Source organism: Neobacillus drentensis (assembly GCF_036966985.1).
Taxonomy (GTDB): domain Bacteria; phylum Bacillota; class Bacilli; order Bacillales; family Cytobacillaceae; genus Neobacillus; species Neobacillus drentensis_E.
In genome coordinates, this window is sequence record NZ_JBALSN010000072.1 from 11505 (window position 1) to 28959 (window position 17455).

The 17455-nt window shown below is 36.8% G+C and carries 20 protein-coding genes and 1 riboswitch; of the genes, 2 read left to right on the top strand and 18 right to left on the bottom strand.

What is annotated here, in order from left to right; all coding sequences use genetic code 11:
- Positions 1 to 253: 253 nt before the first annotated feature.
- Positions 254 to 387, bottom strand: a riboswitch (FMN riboswitch).
- Between the two features lie 112 nt (positions 388 to 499).
- The 17 genes from V7659_RS05285 to V7659_RS05365 all read right to left on the bottom strand — a co-directional run bounded on the left by V7659_RS05285 (position 500) and on the right by V7659_RS05365 (position 16223).
- Positions 500 to 1237 carry a peptidoglycan DD-metalloendopeptidase family protein gene (locus V7659_RS05285; protein WP_335538591.1) on the bottom strand — a complete coding sequence of 246 codons (738 nt, stop codon included), beginning with the start codon at positions 1235 to 1237 and terminating at the stop codon, positions 500 to 502.
- A 170-nt stretch (positions 1238 to 1407) separates the two neighbouring features.
- On the bottom strand, positions 1408 to 2589 hold the full coding sequence (locus tag V7659_RS05290; RefSeq protein WP_335538593.1) for a hypothetical protein: 1182 nt from the start codon (positions 2587 to 2589) through the stop codon (positions 1408 to 1410).
- Positions 2564 to 3115 carry an RNA polymerase sigma factor SigX gene (sigX, locus tag V7659_RS05295; RefSeq protein WP_144547538.1) on the bottom strand — a complete coding sequence of 184 codons (552 nt, stop codon included), beginning with the start codon at positions 3113 to 3115 and terminating at the stop codon, positions 2564 to 2566. The genes V7659_RS05290 and sigX overlap by 26 nt, the downstream gene beginning before the upstream one ends.
- 204 nt (positions 3116 to 3319) lie before the next feature.
- The gene (locus V7659_RS05300; protein ID WP_335538596.1) at positions 3320 to 5101 is read right to left on the bottom strand and encodes an ATP-binding protein; all 1782 of its coding nucleotides are present in this window, start codon (positions 5099 to 5101) and stop codon (positions 3320 to 3322) included.
- Positions 5098 to 5814, bottom strand: coding sequence for a response regulator transcription factor (locus V7659_RS05305; RefSeq protein WP_335538597.1), 717 nt, complete (start codon positions 5812 to 5814; stop codon positions 5098 to 5100). Before V7659_RS05305 ends, V7659_RS05300 begins: the two co-directional genes overlap by 4 nt.
- Before the next feature lie 175 nt (positions 5815 to 5989).
- Positions 5990 to 7174: a c-type cytochrome biogenesis protein CcsB gene (ccsB, locus tag V7659_RS05310; protein ID WP_335538598.1), complete on the bottom strand. Its 1185-nt coding sequence runs from the start codon at positions 7172 to 7174 to the stop codon at positions 5990 to 5992.
- Entirely contained in the window at positions 7175 to 8797 is a 1623-nt protein-coding gene (gene resB, locus V7659_RS05315; RefSeq protein WP_335538599.1) for a cytochrome c biogenesis protein ResB, read from the bottom strand.
- 21 nt (positions 8798 to 8818) lie between these two features.
- Positions 8819 to 9343, bottom strand: a complete 525-nt coding sequence (gene resA, locus V7659_RS05320) for a thiol-disulfide oxidoreductase ResA (RefSeq protein WP_335538602.1) — start codon at positions 9341 to 9343, stop codon at positions 8819 to 8821.
- Positions 9344 to 9438: 95 nt separating this feature from the next.
- Positions 9439 to 10176, bottom strand: coding sequence for a 23S rRNA pseudouridine(2605) synthase RluB (gene rluB, locus V7659_RS05325; protein ID WP_335538604.1), 738 nt, complete (start codon positions 10174 to 10176; stop codon positions 9439 to 9441).
- Positions 10177 to 10333: 157 nt separating this feature from the next.
- A complete protein-coding gene (locus V7659_RS05330; RefSeq protein ID WP_335538606.1) occupies positions 10334 to 10870 on the bottom strand; it encodes a spore maturation protein in 537 nt (178 codons plus the stop codon).
- Between the two features lie 6 nt (positions 10871 to 10876).
- Positions 10877 to 11464 carry a nucleoside recognition domain-containing protein gene (locus V7659_RS05335; RefSeq protein ID WP_335538608.1) on the bottom strand — a complete coding sequence of 196 codons (588 nt, stop codon included), beginning with the start codon at positions 11462 to 11464 and terminating at the stop codon, positions 10877 to 10879.
- On the bottom strand, positions 11457 to 12602 hold the full coding sequence (locus V7659_RS05340; protein WP_335538610.1) for a D-alanyl-D-alanine carboxypeptidase family protein: 1146 nt from the start codon (positions 12600 to 12602) through the stop codon (positions 11457 to 11459). The genes V7659_RS05335 and V7659_RS05340 overlap by 8 nt, the downstream gene beginning before the upstream one ends.
- Before the next feature lie 142 nt (positions 12603 to 12744).
- Positions 12745 to 13635, bottom strand: coding sequence for a superoxide dismutase (locus V7659_RS05345; protein WP_335538611.1), 891 nt, complete (start codon positions 13633 to 13635; stop codon positions 12745 to 12747).
- 177 nt (positions 13636 to 13812) lie between these two features.
- Positions 13813 to 14301: a YpuI family protein gene (locus tag V7659_RS05350; RefSeq protein ID WP_335538613.1), complete on the bottom strand. Its 489-nt coding sequence runs from the start codon at positions 14299 to 14301 to the stop codon at positions 13813 to 13815.
- A 37-nt stretch (positions 14302 to 14338) separates the two neighbouring features.
- A complete protein-coding gene (locus tag V7659_RS05355) occupies positions 14339 to 14758 on the bottom strand; it encodes a hypothetical protein (protein WP_335538615.1) in 420 nt (139 codons plus the stop codon).
- A 120-nt stretch (positions 14759 to 14878) separates the two neighbouring features.
- Positions 14879 to 15466: an SMC-Scp complex subunit ScpB gene (gene scpB / locus V7659_RS05360; protein ID WP_335538617.1), complete on the bottom strand. Its 588-nt coding sequence runs from the start codon at positions 15464 to 15466 to the stop codon at positions 14879 to 14881.
- A complete protein-coding gene (locus V7659_RS05365) occupies positions 15453 to 16223 on the bottom strand; it encodes a segregation/condensation protein A (protein ID WP_335538619.1) in 771 nt (256 codons plus the stop codon). The genes scpB and V7659_RS05365 overlap by 14 nt, the downstream gene beginning before the upstream one ends.
- Positions 16224 to 16432: 209 nt before the next feature.
- Between V7659_RS05365 and V7659_RS05370 the strand changes: the two genes are divergently transcribed.
- Complete coding sequence (locus V7659_RS05370; RefSeq protein ID WP_142292238.1) at positions 16433 to 16519, top strand: YjcZ family sporulation protein; 87 nt, start codon at positions 16433 to 16435, stop codon at positions 16517 to 16519.
- Positions 16520 to 16682: 163 nt separating this feature from the next.
- Entirely contained in the window at positions 16683 to 17204 is a 522-nt protein-coding gene (locus tag V7659_RS05375) for a DUF309 domain-containing protein (protein ID WP_335538620.1), read from the top strand.
- A gap of 32 nt (positions 17205 to 17236) precedes the next feature.
- On the opposite strand, the gene V7659_RS05380 is transcribed toward V7659_RS05375, so the two are convergent.
- A partial coding sequence (locus tag V7659_RS05380) for a GNAT family N-acetyltransferase (RefSeq protein ID WP_335538621.1) occupies positions 17237 to 17455 on the bottom strand: 219 nt, incomplete at its 5' end.

The following is a 17455-nucleotide window of genomic DNA, read 5'->3' on the forward strand; positions in this document are numbered from 1 at the left end:
GCATTAACAGAAAAGCAATACTACTCAGCAATCCTATTGACACATAGGCCCTAACGTTCATTTTCCTCTTTTTCTGCATTTTCTTCATCTTCCTCTCTCCTTTTTTGATCCATCGCGTTAAGGAAGAGAGGTTCAGCAAACAGACGAGACCAATGTAAATAAAAACTCCCTCAGCAATAATTGCTTGAGGGAGTTTACAAAGGCACGCTTAATAAACGTTCATTAATATATAATTTTTGAACGTCTGCAGAACCTCCATCTTCTCCCATCCAGACTATACTGTCGGCTTTGGAATCTCACCAAATCCTGCCTAAAACGGCTCGCGGGCTTATGAGTTTTTACTCAAATACCGCCGATCGGGAATTTCACCCTGCCCCGAAGATAGATCGATATTAAATTACAATTTTAATTATACTGTAGAACATCTCTTTTGTTAAGTAAAAAGATTTCAACAACAAAACCCCGCAGACAGCAGTCTGCGGGGTTTTGTTGCCCGAGATTAATGTACATTTAATATTTGTTTAGGTCTAATCAGGTCGGTGGAAAGATGGTTTAGCTCTTTAATCCGGGTCACCGAAATGTTTTTTTTCTTCGAAATTGAATACAATGTATCACCCTGTTTGACGATATATTGCTGGTTCGTCACTTTGCTTTTAACCTCATTAATATGTGAACTCGCCTCTAATACATCGTGATTACTTGCCGCAATCCCTCCGCGAACAGTCTCCCCGGTATCTGCTTTTCCTAATATCTTTTCTGGATCCAAGGCAAATTTCTTATCATATCTCCATTCTTGCTGATGCGTTTCAAAATGGAGATGTGTCCCGGTAGCTTGTCCAGTTTCCCCCATTTTCCCTATTACTGTCCCTTGCTTAATCTTTTGCCCTTTATACACGTTCCGCTTGTTTAAGTGTGCGTAGACAGTCACTATATGACTTGGGTGTTTAATAAACACTACATTTCCATATGTATTAGAGTAATAAGATTTCACCACTTGGCCGTCAGCCACGGCCAGTACAGGTGTATTTAATTTTCCAGCGATATCTATCCCCTTATGCTTACCCATCCTTGTTCCATATGTATCAGAAACTATACCATCTGCAGGCCATATCCACCCATCTTTAACCTCTTTATCAATCTTCATACTGGCTTCTGAATGCCTTCCTCCTAAAAATAACAAACTGACACATAGCGCCATAATTAGGGCAATAATAACCCTTTTTATGTAATCTCGCATTTTCTTTAGTCACTCTCCTTAATTCTTTTCCTCCTCCACACAATATGTAGTTTTTTTCACCTTTAGAACATATTCCTTATCGGTGGAGTGATTAGACATACTTGTTATAATTTGGAGAAATGATAAATAATATTCATAAAAAAATCAACCTTTAACGGTTGATTAAAAAATTATTGTAATGTCCGTTGATTCGGGGCCAGTGGTACTTTGTTCTCTTTTGAGAGGTCGAATGGACCAATATTTTTTATTGGCGGATTCGTAATAAGGACTTTTTCTAACCCGAATTCTTTTGCAGTTAATAACAGTGACTCATATGCGTTTATTGTCGGTTGATCATCTTGAAGGTTCGTATCTTCCTTCATTGATACAATTAACGTTTTCTCTTTAATTGACACCTCATCAATCGGCAGTGCAGGTAAAAGCGAACTTTTTAACCCTAGTGTAGGCTGATCCTTTTTCATATCCTCAACAGCCATCTTAATATCTTTATATTTTTCTATAGATGGCACTAGGAAGGGTATTTCATTACCTTCGGAATAGTAAAAGAAGAAGGCATGATTCTTTTGTTGCTGTATGCTTACTTCTTCCTGATGACCATAATTCCCCAATTCAATACCAGGTTCACCATTAGTTGAAAATTTTATCTTTTTTAACTTACTATTGGAGGAGATATCTTTTTGCAGTACATTAATAAAATTTGTTTCTGTCGCTGAACCTTGTCCATACTGATGGTTTAATGGCAAATCCACTATGATTGCTTTATTCTTATTATCAAGTTTCAATGAAGCATTAAGAGGGTAGAATTCACTTAACCCCCATTCTTGCTCCTTTAAATTCACCATATTTTCATTAAATAACTCCAGCCATGTTCTCTCATTTGAATCATGAATAATCGTTGAAACAGGTACAAGAATTTGTATTTGCGGGTCAGGAATCCAATAGGTTAACACTTTTCCTTTGCCCACTTCTTCATCATAAATAGCCGTTTTCAAAGTTTGAGTCTTATCCGCTCCTGAAAATGTTCTTGCTTTTGAACTTGTATCATCCTTTTTTAAAGCAATCGTTGAATTTTTATCTGCCGTTTGTATATCTCGCTCTACAGATGATTTCTCTTGACTAGCATTATCCTCTGAGTATTGTGGCCCGACCATTAATTTAGGAATTAAGATAAAGAATATGAGCAAGGCAGCAACAGTTGCAAGACCAGGTACCAGCCATTGTTTTGGTTTTGGTTTTGTTTTTCTTATTGGAAGATTTCGATAAATGTCACGAGGATTGCGATCATCTTGTATTTTAGGCATATGCCTTAATAATTCTTCGAGCTGCTTATCGCTCCACTCTGACTTTTTCACTAGCTGTTCCCTCCTTTTCATAAGAAAATTCCATATGCTTCTTCAAAACCTTTAAGGAACGGTGTTGTGTAGTTTTTACCTTACTTTCAGTCCATCCTAATGCTTGGGCTGTTTCAGCAATAGATAAATCTTGTATATACCTTAGAATTATTACAGCTCGTTGATCCAGTGTGCAATATTCCAGGCAAGTATATACCCATCGGATTTCTTCCCTTTGTACCGCAATTTCTTCTGGAATCGGATATCCATCTTTCAGTTGATCAGTTGACCAATCGAATTTTTCCAGTAATCTCTCTTTCCATCCCTTTTGTTTTCGAAAAAAGTCTATGGCTACATTTCTTGCAATCGAAAACAGCCATGTTTTCTCGCTGCTTTTCCCTTCAAAACGCCGATAGGATTTAAATACCCTTATATACACCTCTTGGACAAGATCTTCTGCTTGTTCTTTGTTTCTAACCATATAAAATAGAAATTGAAAAACATCGTGATGGTATTTTTGATAAAGTTCATCGAAAACGGAGTCCATCAATTCCCCTCCCCGTTCATAATATTAGTCGCATTATATGTATAAAAAGTTTCACCTTATAAATATAGTCGTTTTTGTGACAAAATGAAAGGGATTATTTGGAATTCACTTTCTGAAAATCCTATAAAAAAACTCATCCTTAGGATGAGTTTTAAAGTGTTCCCCGTGAATCAAGAACAATCGGCAAAAAACTTGTTCATTTTACTATTTTCGAGGGACTAAGAAGGAAAATGTCGTTCCATGCCCGATTTTACTCTGAACCGAAATATGGCCATGGTGTGCATCTATAATATTTTTAGCTATGGCAAGTCCAAGTCCAGTCCCTGCTCTTCCTCTAGTTCGAGCTTTATCGGCTTTATAAAAACGTTCAAAGACGAACGGCAAGTCTTCTTCGGGAATACCAGAGCCAGAATCCTTTACCCTGATCATAATTCCCATTTCTTCTGATGTGACACTTAATTTAACCGAACCACCTTTAGGTGTATGTCTAATCGCATTATCGATTAAATTAGTTAGTACCTGTTCAATACGATCAGGATCAAACGAAATAGAGGTGATTCCATTTTCAATTTCTGCATACAATTGAACTTCATTCTCTTTAGCTAATCCCTGAAACTTATGGATAATCCGATTAATAAATGATGAAATATCAATTTCTTCCTTTGTTAATAGAAGATGTCCTGCTTCCATTCGGGCCAAATCAAGCAATTCATTTACAAGCCTGCCCATCCTTAATGATTCATCGTAAATGACCTTTGCCATTTCCTTTTTCTCTTCTTGGGATTCTGCAATATCATCTACAATCGCTTCACTATACCCTTGTAACATCGATATAGGCGTTCTAAGTTCATGTGAAACATTCGCAATAAAGTCTTGTCTCATTTTATCTAACTGCCGTTCCTCTGTCATATCCCTTAAAACAGCAACAGCACCCCGGATAAATCGGTTACTATATAATGGACTTACCAGAATGACCCAGTGCCTGCCTTGAAACGAAATTTCACCAACTTGTTCGGACTCAGTATTTACTGCTTGTTGGAATAGATCCATTACCTCTGTTGGGATTGCCTCAGAATCAGAACTAAATCCACCCATTTCATAATACCAATATTGTAGAAAACGATCAGCTGGGGGATTGGTAATTAATATCGTACCGTCCCGATTAAAAGTAATTACTCCATCTGCCATACTACTTAAAATACTTGAAAGCTGTTCTTTTTCTTGGCTAAGTGCACTCATATTGAATTTCAATTGTCTGCCCATTTGATTAAACGCAGTTGCTAATTCACCAATTTCATCGTGAGTAAGGATTGGAACTTTGGTATCGAACTTCCCTCTAGCCACTTCAAATGCAGCTTCCCGCATCTTTCTTAACGGAGCAGCAATTCTTGTAGATAAAAAGAAAGCAAAAATGGTTGTTAGAATAATTGCGACACCAGCAACAAGTAAAATAAATTTGGTTGTTTCATGGGTTGTTTCCTGCATGACTTCCATTGATTGATAAATAAAGACGGCACTATGCTCTTCCCCAGGAAGATGCAAAGGTACACCGATAATCGAAAACTTAGTACCCTTTTCATCCTCATCATTGAAGGTAAGTGTGGAAACCTTTTCTACATTAACATCTCGTTTAAAGACTTGTGATAAATTTGGGTCATTCTTAATATCTGCCAATGATAACCTTTTCGTCTTTTCTGTGTTTGGAGAGTAGTAGATTTCATTCTCATTTTTGATTATGACTACATTATTCACTTTATCGATAATTTCCCAGGATATCTCTAAACCAAGTGATAATTCTCCATTAGTATGTCCCTCTAAAACGTGAGCAATCTTCTCGGCTGTGTTGGTTAAATCCTCTTTCATCTCAAGAGTATTGTAGTTTTGGAAAAATTCGAGAAGCATGATTGTTAAGATGAATAGCACAACTGAAACTAATAAAAGGATTGTTAACCATAGCTTTCCTACAACACTTCTTAAAAAGGTCATTCATTAATAACCTCAAATTTATATCCTACACCCCATACTGTGACAATCATTCTTGCAGCCTGCTCGGAGACTTTGTTTAATTTTTCACGGAGACGCTTCACATGTGTATCTACTGTACGTAGATCTCCGAAAAACTCGTAATGCCAGACTTCTTTAAGTAATTGTTCACGATCAAAAACTTTATCTGGTGCTTTCGATAAGAAATAAAGTAATTCATATTCTTTTGGAGTTAAACTAACTTCTTTACCATCAGCTGATACTCTGTGTGCATCATTATCAATTGTTAGGTGCGGAAATACAATGACGTCTTTCGTTGTTGTTTCCGTTTGCAGGTAACTAGTTTGTGATGATCTTCTTAACAAGGCTTTAACCCGTAAGACAACTTCTCGTGGACTGAATGGTTTAACAATATAATCGTCTGTTCCCACTTCAAATCCTTGAACTCGATTAATTTCTTCACCTTTTGCGGTAAGCATGATGACTGGCGTTGCTTTTTTTTCTCTTAATTCACGACAAACTTCAATTCCATCCTTACCAGGCATCATTAGGTCGAGGAGAATGGCATCGTAATCATTAGCAAAAGCTTTCGCTAATGCCTCATTTCCGTCTTCTGCTTCATCAATTATATAATCTTCTCGCTCTAAGTACATTTTTAATAAGCGACGAATTCTTTCCTCATCATCTACCACTAAAATTCTTACGTCTTTATCCATTATTAATCCCCCCATGGAGTTTATTTTACAAAACACTATTGTTTTATGCTATAATTTCCTGCTAATTCGCCTTAAAAGTTGTGTCAATATTTTGACAAACTATAAAACATTTGAGTTTTAAAAAGGCCCTCACTTTAATAAAAGTGAAGGCTATAAAATTTAGTTTTAAAGCAATTTAACCAGCATAGGAATGAAGTCCAGCAATAACGAGATTTACTGCAACCAGGTTAAACATAATTATGACAAAGCCAATGACAGCTAGCCATGCAGATTTTTCTCCATGCCAGCCTTTTGAAAGGCGTAGATGTAAAAATGCGGCGTAAAACAACCAGGTAATTAATGCCCATACTTCCTTTGGATCCCAGCCCCAAAATCGCGACCAAGCCATTTGGGCCCAAATCATTGCAAAAATAAGTGCACCTAGAGTAAAGACAGGAAAACCGATTAACACAGATCGATAGCTGATTTCATCCACAAAGTCTAGTTTAATGTTTTTAACAATCGGCTTTAGTGCTGCAGCAATTCGCTTTCTTAAAATTAATCTAATGATGCCATAAATAACAAGACCCGCCATCAATGACCAGATAACTGTATTTAATTTTTTCGCATTAATATAGGCTGGAACCTCAAACAAAGGTTTAAATCCATCTTTAGTTACTAATTCTCCTTCATGTGGACCAGAAAGCGCAGGCATAGTATATTCAAGCACCGCCGCGTTCTCGTGTTTATCAATCCAATTAAATTTTTCATGAAAACCCAAACCAGAAAAGATTGAAGATACAGCAACGAAACCAAGGACTGTCACTAGTGAAAACATCACCATTTCAAGCCAGAATGTCTGTTTGCTGGATTTTGTTTGATCAATTGCCTTAACAAGATAAATAAGACCTGCTGCAAAACTAATTGCTAAGATAGCTTCTCCAATTGCCGCAGTAGTAACATGAATATGGAGCCAATAACTTTGTAACGCTGGTATTAATGGCGAAATATCCTTCGGAAACATACTCGCATAAGCAATAACCAAAATAGCCACAGGCATGGTAAATAATCCAAGTAAGGTGGTTCGATAAATAAAATATATAACAATAAATGCACCGACTAGAGCCATTCCAAAGAATGTCGTAAACTCAAACATATTACTAACGGGAGCGTGTCCGGCTGCAATCCATCTCGTGATAAAGTAACCTAACTGCGAGATAAATCCAATAATCGTTAAAAAGACAGCTATTTTCCCCCACTTATTGGTTCCTTGCTTTTCATCCCCTGGCTTTTTTGATTTAATCGACCCACCAAAAAATAGGGTTGCAACTAAATATAGTATAAAAGAAATAAATAATAAATTACTACTTAATGTTGCCAACTAGACTCCCCCCTTATCCGTTTCTTCTATTTGTGCTTGATCGATTGGCATATTAAGATTTGTATCTGCCAATACACTTTCAATTTCTCGTTTTAGTCCATACCAATTTTTATTTGTATGCGCAGCAATCCAAACTTCGCCGTTTTTGTTTTGTAGCCAAATGCGGCGATGATTCCAATAGGCGCCTTGTATCACACCAATCATAAAGATGATTCCGCCTATTATAATCACCCATAGAGTTGCATCTTTGCGAACAATAAAGCCTGAAACATTTGTCGTTTCGATTCCTTTGAAAGACATCTTATATTGATTATCACCGAACGGTTCAATTGTTTGCTTGATGGCTACAAAACTCGTTTCTCCTTTTGGCTTGTCTGGAGTGACCATTCGAAAGACAAAAGCAGGGTTGTTTGGTACGCGTGATTTTGTGGTTGGCTCGCCATTGTCTGCAAATTCAAAATCAGGAAAATAGTTTAGTATTTCAACCGAATAGCCATTTCCAAGGTCATACTTCATCTTTGGGTCTCTTAAGTCAATTGTAAGTTCACCCATGGATTTATTTGTCTGTTTATTTGTCAAACCAAATGACATTTTATTTAATTCATTCCTGAAAGAAGCTTGAAAAACCGAATAGCCTTCATATGTGAGTGGTAAATTTACACGGACCTTATAATCTTTGACTTTCTTAAGAGTTGGTTTCTCACCAGGGAGATTTTGTCCAACTCGTTTATATAGAACAACGTTAGATTGATAATTTTTTACAACTTCTCCAGCCTTATCAATCGCCTTTTCAAAGGTTTTATCTTTATTTTTATCGTAATGCTCCAGAATGAACTTGTTATTTTGAAGATAGAACTGTCCATCCGTCTCTGGAACAACAGCCGTTTCACCTTCGCGCACCCAAAGGTCTTCATTAACATACATCCCGGGAATAAAGCGCAACATACCGCCGAACAAGAAAATAATTAAACCTACATGGTTTACGTATGGACCCCAGCGAGAAAATCGTCCCTTTTCGGCTAAAATATCGCCATTTTCTTCACGAATATGGTATCGTCGTTCTTGTAAATGTTTCTTGATTGTCGAAAAATCGCTTTCACTTGCTGCTTCGTTCACTCCGAAAACACGCTGACGTTTTAAAAAGCCCTCATGTCTAGTTACTCTTTGGGCCTTAAGGGCCTTATATAATGGAACAACTCGATCAAGACTACAAATGACTAGCGATATTCCTATCATTGCAATCAAGACTAGGTACCACCAAGAACTATATAGGTTATTGAATCCCAATTGGTAATATAATTTACCAAACCAGCCATATTCTTGCTCGTAGTATACATCTGCAGGTAAATCGATATACATTTCTTGAGGCAAAATGGTACCAAGTGATGAGGCAATTAAGGTAATAATAATCAGCCAAACTCCAACTTTTACTGATGAAAAAAAGTTCCATATTTTATCAATAATAGTTTTATTGTATGTTTGTGAACGGCGTGCACTCCCTTCATAGCGCATATCGATAAGCTGATCTGTATTTGTTTGAATAATCAGTTCTTTTCCACATGCTTCACATAAAACGGTTCCATGGGGATTCACATGCCCACATTCACATTTAACATCATTCATTCGAAAAAACTCCCTACAACCTTAAGGTTTAATTTTCTCCATAAACTCCCTTACTTTTTCTTCCGTAAGTTCACCAGTATAATAATCTACGACCTCGCCATTCTTATTAATCAAAAATGTAGCTGGAAGCGGATCAATTCCATAAGTATTCATGACTTCTTTATCAGTATCAATCATAATTGGAAAATCCAGTTTTAAACGCTCTGCAAATTGATTAACTGCAAGCTCGGATTCTTGAATATCTACTGTCAAGACTTGAACGCCTTTGTCCTTATACTGATGATACTGATTATTAATATAAGGCATTTCCTTTTTACATGGCGGGCACCATGTTCCCCAGAAATTTAGGAATACCCCTTGTCCACGGTAATCTGAAAGCTTGTGCTTTTTTCCTTGCATATCTACCAATGCAAAATCAGGAGCCTGTGCACCTACCGCAACTTTTTGCTTCGTATCCTTTGTAAAATTTGCATACAATGTATAAACAACGGCAGCACCTAGTAAAAGTAAGATGACGGATCTCATAACTAATCGCCGCTTTTTCATAAAAACCCTCCCATAACCACTTGTCACAGTTTGTCTAATTATAGCATTTTCCAATATATTCACAGTGTTAACACAGAACGTAATTTGTGACGGTTTTATGAATTTTTTCTGGCAGACCCCATCCCGAGTGCTCTAAGTTGCTTAACTTCGTGTGGTGTCAGTTCTCTAGCGTCACCTGTTCTTAATCCATTTAGTGTTAAGAAACCATAGCGCTCACGCTTCAATTTCAACACTTCATGGCCAATCGCTTCGAACATCCTTCTAACCTGACGATTTCTACCTTCATGGATGGTTATTTCAATAATCGCGGCTTGTTTTTTACTGTCTGCCGAGAGCAATTTCACTCTTGCAGGGGCTGTTTTTCCATCTTCTAAACGGATACCCCTTTCTAATTTCCTTAAATTTTCCTTTAAGGGAATTCCTTTTACCTTTGCTACATAAACTTTATCAATTTCATTTTTGGGATGCATTAGTAAATTAGCAAATTCTCCATCATTGGTTAACACTAATAAACCAGATGTATCGTAATCAAGACGTCCAACGGGATAAATTCTTTCTTTTAAATGCGGAAAGAAATCTGTGACTACTTTTCTACCCTTATCATCATTAACACTTGAGATAACTCCTCTTGGTTTATATAAAAGGAAATAAACAGGTTCTTCTTTCTCAATCTGAATTTCATTTACTTCTACCCTATCAGATGAAGAAACTTTCAGACCAAGTTCTGTAACAACCTTTCCATTAACCTTTACGCGCCCATCTTTTATTAGGTCTTCCGCTTTTCTTCTAGAAGCAATGCCCGCCCGAGCAATTACTTTTTGTAATCTTTCCATTATTCCACCTCGAATTTATCTATATAAAACGATTAGACAGCACCAAAATGCATCCTATCCTTATGAATTATGACATAATTCCTTCACTTTTCAAAGTAACGGATATTATAACGGAAAAATAAAATAGCATGTCCATTAGAACATGCTACATTCAGTATTATTTTGTACCAAAAATGAAAGCAACAACTGCAATCGCCGCAATAATGCCGACAACGTCCGCGAGAAGCCCTACTTTTAGGGCATCCCCCATTTTTTTAATCCCAACGGCTCCAAAATAAACGGTCAACACATAAAAAGTCGTGTCAGTACTCCCTTGCAAAACAGATGCTAAACGGCCAATAAATGAATCAGGACCATAAACAGCAATTAAATCACTCGTCATCCCCAGTGCTGCATTCCCAGAAATTGGCCTTATGATTAGTAAAGGCACAATTTCTGCAGGTACTCCCATTGTTTTCATGAGTGGGCGAATCCAATTCATTAAAGCATCTAGTGCACCAGATGCCCGGAAGACGGAAATAGCCACAAGCATACCAACAAGAAAGGGAATAATGGATACGGCAATCTTAATGCCTTCTTTTCCACCTTCAACAAAACTTTCATAAGTAGAGACGCGTTTGATGGTACCATATAATAGTATTATCCCAATGAGTAATGGAATAAAAGTTAATGAAATTACCGAAATGAGCTCCATGCCTCTTCATCCTTTTCTGTTTCTGCGATAATAGAAATAACGGTCAATTAGGATTGCACCTAGTGCGGAAATAATTGTCGCAATGATTGTAGGAACGACAATCTCGGTAGGAGATGCTGAATGATAGTTCATTCTAATCGCAATGACAGTAGTGGGAATAATCGTAATACTTGCCGTATTAATGGCTAAAAAGGTGACCATGGATCTGCTAGCCGAATCCTTTCCTCCATTTAATTTTTTTAATTCTTCCATTGCCTTAATCCCTAAGGGAGTGGCAGCATTCCCTAATCCAAACATGTTAGAAATCATATTGGATAATATATATCCCATCGCTGGATGGTTAACTGGTACCTCCGGAAAAAGCCGTTTAACAAGAGGCCGAAAAAGTTTAGAAAGGCGCTCTAGAAGACCAGACTCCTCAGCAATCCGCATCATTCCAAGCCAAAAGACCAGAACACTAATTAGTCCGATACAAAGTGTCACCGCTTCTTTCGCCCCATCAAAGATTGCTTTGTTCACTTCAGTCATTGTTCCATTGATGAGTGCGAAAATAAAACCAACAATGAACATAAACATCCAGATATAATTAACCATTGTCCTGTACACCAATGAAGATCAGAAAAATTTTCTTTACAAAATCAAACAATCCTTCTTTCTTTTCAGGCACATTTTGATAGTAAATGGGTGTCTCTTGGACAACTCGCCCATCTAAGTAAACCACGGCCTTACCCACAACTGCATCATTCTTTTTATCATTATCAAATTTTTGGGTCGGTTTATTCAGCTTATATTTTATAGAAAATAAATCCATTTCTTCGCTCGTAACCGGATAGACAATTGTTTTCTTTACATAAAGGTGATTCTTATAAACCTTAGTTTTAATACCATCAATTTTCCCCTTAGCTAATACTTCAGCCATATCAAACCCTTTAAAACCACTTTCATACATAGAAATATGGTCATTCCAATCGTCAGGGCCGTTCAGGGTTACTGCAATTAAACTCATATCTCCTTTTGTTGCAGTTGTAACCAGAGTTCGTTTTGCCCGTTTTGTGTACCCTGTTTTCCCACCGGTGGTATATTTATATTTTGTTAGCAAGCGGTTTTTATTTTTCCAAACACGATCCCAATCTTCCGTAGGATTTTGTGCCCGATAAACCTTTGTTCCAGAGATTTTTTTAAAGGTTTTATCCTGCATGGCATAACGCATTAACACAGCCATGTCATAGGCTGTTGAGTAATGATTTTCATGATCATCAAGGCCATGAGGATTGGAAAAATGGGTATTTAACATCCCGATTTGCTTTGCCTTTTGATTCATTAGATAGGCAAACCCCTCTACACTTCCACCCACATATTCGGCGATTGCTACAGCTGTATCATTTCCAGACCTAAGCATCAATCCATAGACTAAATCTTTCAGTTTAATTTTTTCACCTGGCTTTAAATATACAGATGATCCTTCCGCACGAGTTGCTTGTTCACTTACTTTTACATATTCATTCATTTTCCCCGATTCAATAGCTAGCTTCGCAGTCATTATTTTCGTAATACTCGCGATTCTTCTTTTTGTGTGGGCATCTTTCTCGTAAAGGATACGCCCTGATTTCTGCTCTATTAAAACAGCACTTGCTGCACTTACGGAAACAGAAGCTTCCACCTTTTGAGGAATGTTAGCAATGAATAGTGAGACTATGAGGGAATACATAACTAGCTTCCAAATCATTCTCATAAGATTAACCTCGTTCCCTTGTAAAGTTGCTTTTCATTTTTCTTGTACAAGTTTATGCAGGACAAGGCTTGTTATGACAACTTGCTGAAGAAAAACGAAAGCAGACGACATAGTGCCGTCTGCTCCATAATCATTTCCCTTATTAAAATGCTGTCCATTTTATGTCAGCTGCTTTTTCAAAGCGCATTTCTACATCATGCCAATTGACTATGTTCCACCAGTTGTCAACATATTCAGGTCTTTTATTCTTGTACTGAAGATAATAAGCATGCTCCCAAACATCTAATACCAAGAGTGGAATAGTATCCCATTGGGTCAAAAGCATATGTCGTTCAGATTGTAAAATCTCCAAATGTCTTGCTTGAGGTGACCAAACCAATATGGCCCAGCCTACCCCTTCAACTTGTTTAGCGGCTTCAGAAAATTGCTTCTTAAATGCCGAAAAACTGCCAAAGTATTTTTCTATTTCACTTTTTAACGGTCCTTGTGGACTCCCGCCTCCATGCGGGCTCATGTTCTTCCAAAAAATCGAATGAAGATAATGCCCTGAGCCGTGAAAGGCAAGTTCTCTTGACCAGTGCTTAATCAATGCGAAATCATTTGTTTCCCTTGCTTTTTTAAGTTTAAGTTCTGCATTATTTAATCCATCAACATATGCCTGGTGATGCTTATCATGATGAAGTCTCATAATTTCCTCTGAAATAAAAGGTTCCAAAGCATTATAGGGATAGGGGAGGTTAGGCAGTGTATGCCCACCTGCAGGAACTCTTTTCTCTGCCAGCCATATGTCACCGCCCGCTTGTTTTCTTTTAAAGTAATGTTCCATTTGCTCATGGATATATTCAGCCTTAGCTTGTAATGTTAGTAGTTCTTCATTTGACAACTGCGTTCTTGTGCTTTCGATTAACTCTGTAAAATTATCCAGTTGTCCCCATAACTCTGAGCTGCTGCCCTCTTTTTCCGATTGAAGAAACTGCTTCATTTGCTCATTCCACTCAAACATTTCGTTAACATATTGACTAAATTTATCCATGCCATCCCTCATTCCTGACTTGTTGTTGAAAAGTAATCTACCTAAATGGTATGAGTGTTACGGTTTAATAAGAACAAAAAACAAAGCTGCCCTAGTAGGACAGCCTTTTAGAATAAAAATATTAAGTTTTTGAACTATGATAACAGTCCAGCTTCAGCGCCTAGGGGCTGAAGCTTTTTATTTTGATTGAATCATTTTAGTTCTGTAATCTGTTTCATAATACTCAAGTTCTTCCCTGATTCGTTGAAAGTCACCTTCTAAACTTTTAACCAACTGTACGATATTATCTGATACAGAACGGTAAAACTTAATAGAATTTCTTCCAGTGTAAGCTGACCTGCTGTCCTCATACCACGCATCATTTTTCGGTGAGAAAAACTCTTCAATACATTGATGGTAAATTTTATAAAGAGTCTTTTCCGCTGCTGCTTTTTGAAAAGGGTTGCCCTGCAAAATAACGGAGCATGAATCTAACCCTTCCTCGCTATAAACAGCTAATTTTCGTAAATTTGCAAAGATCAATTTATTATAGTTACGATCTTCTTCATTCTCTAAGTTTAATTGTGAAATAGTTGCTTCATTTAAAAAACTCTCTAATGTTAAAATGGACTTTCCTAGAAAACTCTTTACATCATTTAATTGTGTTTTTACCAATGTATTCCCCATTGTGTACCCCCTGAATTTTTTACTTAGTTTAGTATTCTTACTGTGGCTGCAAAATAAAATCAAGCGGAGAACGAAGCTCATATAATTTTTTTTGATTTAGAGACAGAAATATTTCAGGTAATTTATTAAAATTGATATCTTGAAAATAAGAAGCAAATTCCTGCTTAGAATTAATATAAAGCCTTTTCCGTCTGCGCAGACCTGGGTTTTTCACGAGACAGACTAACGCTACAATATCTTTAAAGGCAATTTCATGATCTTGCTGAACAAAAATTGGGTCTTGCTGGTATGGTGTAAATTCATGACGGATTTCATCAAAATACCTTACGTATAGAACATGAAGGGTTTTTTCCTCTCCATCTTCATAAAAGGTAACGATGCTTCTGTTAAAAAAATCCTCAGAAGTATTTGATTTTTCTTTTTCTAATTCAAACCCTTTGCACTCTTTAATTAACAAATTAATTTCACTCCTTGGCCAATGAAAATATGGCAAATAAATCTGATCAACTCACCTTAGAAAGAATTGAATAATTTACTTAGATTCATTTTATCATAAATTCGGATAAGTATTTGAAAATTAAGAATTAATCGTGTCCTGAAATCTCTCAAAAAATAAATCTGCCTCTTCTTGAATAAATTCCTCTTCTGCCTTCTCGGGAAGTTGAGGAAGTTCTTCAATACTCTTTAGACCAAAGTAATCAAGAAACTCTTTTGTCGTCCCATATAAATAGGCTCTTCCAGTCCCTTCCGCACGACCAACCTCTTTGATCAACGCTTTTGCCATCAGAGTATGCAACGGTCTCTCTGTTTTGACACCACGTATTTCCTCGATTTCAGCCCGAGTTATTGGCTGTTTATAGGCAATGATCGCTAACGTTTCTAAAGCTGCCTGTGACAATGTAGACGTATGCGGGGAATCAACTAGCTTTTTTAAATAGGCAGCATTTTCTTTTTTTGTGGCAAGTTGATATGTTCCCGCAAGCTGAACGATCATAATTCCCCTATTAGTATCACGGTCATATTCTTTTTTCAAATCATCGATGATTTCATTTGCTTTTAGTTCATTTACTTCAAGGACCTCTGCTAGTTGTTTTAATGAAAGACCTTCATCTCCAGCAGCAAACAAAAGGCTCTCTAGAATGCTGTTCCACTTAATGATGTCCAATCATTTCTGCCCCTTCCTTTACTGCTTCAACATAAATATCTCCAAAGTTCTCTTGTTGCTGTGCATCGATTTCTTTTCTTTTTATTAGCTCTAAAATCGCCAAAAAAGTAACTACAATATGGTCTTTCGTAGGATAAGGAAATAAATCATTAAAGTTTTTTCGACCTTTAAGCTGTTTTAATTCAGCCATAATTTCCGTCATTCTGGTATCAATCGATATTTCTTGGCGAGCAATCTTCGTAGCTATTGGGCGTTGAAGCTTCTTCCGTCGCATTAATTTTTGAAAAGCCGCAAGCATATCATATAGTGAAACATTTAGCTCTGCTTTTTCAGGCTGGCTTTCCTTCGTAAACTCGGAGAGATCACTTGGCGGCTTTGTATATATAAGCCCACGCTCTACTTCCATTGATTTTAAGTCATGTGCTGCTTCTTTATATTTTCGATATTCGATTAGCCGCTCAACAAGTTCATCTCTTGGGTCTTCTTCATATAAAATATCGGGATCCTCATAACCTGGATCCTCCTCATGTTTGGGTAAAAGCATTTTACTCTTAATGACAAGTAATGTCGCAGCCATTACCAAAAACTCGCTTGCAACATCTAACTTAAGCTCCTTCATTGTCTTAATATACATTAAGTACTGCTCGGTTATTTGGGCAACTGGAATATCATATATGTCAATTTCGAGCCCATTAATTAAATGGAGCAGCAAATCTAACGGTCCTTCAAATGCATCAATTTTCACCTGGTATGGCATTGTACTTCACCAAAATTCTTTAAATATAAGTTGTTGATTATTCACTTCGACTATTAATAGTATAGAGGATTAAATAAGGTTATCCAATAGAAAAATCACCTTCATGAGGGAATATTATCAAATCATGATGTTTGCCCATGACATTGGACAAATATCCTACATATGATGACAAGGAAAAGAACAAAACATCATTTTAGGAGGTAGTGAATATGTCTGATGGATTTGGATCCGGATTTGCTTTAATTGTAGTTCTATTTATTTTGTTAATTATTGTTGGTGCTTCCTGGGTTTATTAATTAGACAGGAAGGCTGAAGAACTACTACAAAACCAGTTCATTAAAGCAGCCATTAACGTTAGACTTACTGGACCCGTCTTTCATGACGGGTTTTTTTATTTATCCGAGACAGCATATAACTGTGATACACTATACATAATTATTTAGTAAGGGGGGTAATTGCTTGTACCCGAGTGAGTATATCCATTTTTTAGCCCATTTCCATGGTGACCGTGATTATTTTGAATGCCATGAACTTCTTGAAGACTATTGGAAAAAGACAGATCCGAGAAACAAAAATTCCATCTGGGTTGGCTTCATATTATTATCCGTTTCTCTTTATCATCATCGTCGAAATAATTTTAGCGGTGCACAGCGGACGTTAGCTAAAGCAATTAAAATTTTTGAATTACAACCGGATTCTATATCTAAACTTGGAGTAAACCCCGTGGTGCTTATCCATTTATTACATGAACAAGTATCGTTACTTCAGAATGGTGAAACCTATCGAAGCATCTCTATCCCAATCTTTGACACTTCCTTAACTGAATTAGCGAAAAAAACATGTGAACAAAAAGGGTTTATTTGGGGAAACCAAAGTGATATGACAAATAAATTCATTATTGACCGTCATAAATTACGCGACAGAACCAGTATAATCGAAGAAAGAATGCAGTCATTAAAGACGCGAAAAGGCAGCGAATAAATTATTATTCACTGCCTTTTTTAAAGGTAGGACTAGCAAAAGTCACATTTTTCGATAAAAGCGGCTGTATTTTCATTAGGAGTAATTTCTTTTTCAGCATACATTTCTTTTAGAGCTTTAACCATCTTTTTACCGATTCCCTGATACCGATGTGAGGGATTAACGGAGATGTGTAAAATTTCTAAAGAATTAGTATCATTATGAATTAAGACACCTAACAGACCGATGATATCTTCTTCTTTCCAAAGAAA

Coding starts and splice junctions, on each gene's coding strand:
- rluB (WP_335538604.1), bottom strand. CDS start 10,176: ATGGAAAGATTACAAAAAGTAATTGCTCGGGCGGGCATTGCTTCTAGA.
- V7659_RS05345 (WP_335538611.1), bottom strand. CDS start 13,635: ATGGATAAATTTAGTCAATATGTTAACGAAATGTTTGAGTGGAATGAG.
- V7659_RS05370 (WP_142292238.1), top strand. CDS start 16,433: ATGTCTGATGGATTTGGATCCGGATTTGCTTTAATTGTAGTTCTATTT.
- V7659_RS05285 (WP_335538591.1), bottom strand. CDS start 1,237: ATGCGAGATTACATAAAAAGGGTTATTATTGCCCTAATTATGGCGCTA.
- resA (WP_335538602.1), bottom strand. CDS start 9,343: ATGAAAAAGCGGCGATTAGTTATGAGATCCGTCATCTTACTTTTACTA.
- resB (WP_335538599.1), bottom strand. CDS start 8,797: ATGAATGATGTTAAATGTGAATGTGGGCATGTGAATCCCCATGGAACC.
- V7659_RS05305 (WP_335538597.1), bottom strand. CDS start 5,814: ATGGATAAAGACGTAAGAATTTTAGTGGTAGATGATGAGGAAAGAATT.
- V7659_RS05350 (WP_335538613.1), bottom strand. CDS start 14,301: ATGGGGAATACATTGGTAAAAACACAATTAAATGATGTAAAGAGTTTT.
- V7659_RS05335 (WP_335538608.1), bottom strand. CDS start 11,464: ATGGTTAATTATATCTGGATGTTTATGTTCATTGTTGGTTTTATTTTC.
- V7659_RS05300 (WP_335538596.1), bottom strand. CDS start 5,101: ATGACCTTTTTAAGAAGTGTTGTAGGAAAGCTATGGTTAACAATCCTT.
- V7659_RS05365 (WP_335538619.1), bottom strand. CDS start 16,223: ATGCCATACCAGGTGAAAATTGATGCATTTGAAGGACCGTTAGATTTG.
- V7659_RS05340 (WP_335538610.1), bottom strand. CDS start 12,602: ATGAGAATGATTTGGAAGCTAGTTATGTATTCCCTCATAGTCTCACTA.
- V7659_RS05330 (WP_335538606.1), bottom strand. CDS start 10,870: ATGGAGCTCATTTCGGTAATTTCATTAACTTTTATTCCATTACTCATT.
- sigX (WP_144547538.1), bottom strand. CDS start 3,115: ATGGACTCCGTTTTCGATGAACTTTATCAAAAATACCATCACGATGTT.